The sequence below is a fragment of the Phocaeicola coprocola DSM 17136 genome (genome assembly GCF_000154845.1).
GTDB lineage: Bacteria > Bacteroidota > Bacteroidia > Bacteroidales > Bacteroidaceae > Phocaeicola > Phocaeicola coprocola.
Genome location: NZ_DS981430.1, coordinates 91,084 through 92,375 on the forward strand (window position 1 = coordinate 91,084; position 1,292 = coordinate 92,375).

Below are 1,292 nucleotides of genomic sequence, written 5' to 3' on the forward strand. Positions count from 1 at the left end.
CTTAAATTTGGTAAGTGGCAATATCCCATAGCAACGAAAGTGATAATATTCAGATTTTCTCTGTTAGTACAATGTTATAATTATAGGTTTATATGCAAAAGTAAAAAAGAAAATCCCACTCACAATAACTGCAAGTGGGATAATCATTTTAAAGTAAATTCTTCATTGCATCGTCCATTTGTTCATTATCAAAGCTATCAAGGTATATTTGGGTGGTTGCTAAATCAGAATGCCCTAACGCTTCACTTATCAATGCTATGTTTACTCCAGATTTTTTAAGAACACTGGCAAATGAGTGGCGAGCAACATAGGTTGTAACGTTAGCTTCAACCCCAAGTTGTGCTGCAAGCAGTTTTAGGTTTTTATTGACTTTGCCAAGTAGCTTGTGTATTCTGTTCTGTTTCTGTAAGGCGGTTTTGTGAACCTTACTATCCAAAATCGGAAATAAATATCCTCTGCCTGTTTTTGAATATTTCTCTATTATCCGCATGGCTTCCTGTGGTATTCCTATCTTTATTTGTTTTCCTGTTTTCTGACGGATATAATGCAGTCTACCACTTTGAATATTCTCATGTGTTAAATTAGCTATATCTGTAAAATTGATTCCACCACATAGATAGCTGAAAATAAAACATTAGTGTCCCGTTAAAATCGGGACGAATTAAATATTAATCAAACAACCCCCGGGAAAAGGGGATTTAATTGCTCTTTGACATCATTGAAATTAGTCTTATTGAACAACTCTTGTAAAGGTGTTTTATCCGTTAATGAAATGCTCAAAATCTGTAGGACCTCATAGGTCGAACGGCTTAAGTGCAAATCATGTTGGATAATAGCTACCAAACAATAAGTGATAATAGCCACACTTATCTGAATACGGACTGCGTTTTCTGTGGTGCCCCAGAACCTTTTGATTTTAAGGTGCTGCTTCAACCATTTGAAGAACAGTTCTACAAGCCATCTCTTTTTATAGAGATTAGCTACATCAAGTGCAGATATATGTTTGGCATTTGTCAGGAAGGTAAATTCACGATCATCTTCTTCATCATAGAACCTGATAATCCTGAATGATTCCGGATACTTCTTTTCAGAGGTATATCCTGATAATTTCACTTCAGCATCAGATAGTATATTCTTTGGTAGTCTGCGTTTCCATTTGCAGAACTTAAATTTAAGATTCGACTTGGCTCTTACGACAAAGAAAGAGCCAGTAAGATGAATCCGATATAGTTCCTTAAACGAATCATACGCTCTATCAAAAATATAGTATGCATTTGGTTCATAATGAATTG

Annotated in this window: 1 protein-coding gene and 1 pseudogene; both read right to left on the reverse strand. The window is 35.2% G+C overall.

Going from position 1 to position 1,292, the window contains the following annotated elements; translation table 11 throughout:
• Window positions 1-148: 148 nt before the first annotated feature.
• Window positions 149-631: pseudogene (locus tag BACCOP_RS00935) on the reverse strand (site-specific integrase); the annotation flags it as partial.
• Between the two features lie 41 nt (window positions 632-672).
• Window positions 673-1,292: IS4 family transposase (locus BACCOP_RS00940; protein WP_007564934.1), on the reverse strand; the 620-nt coding region annotated here is incomplete at its 5' end.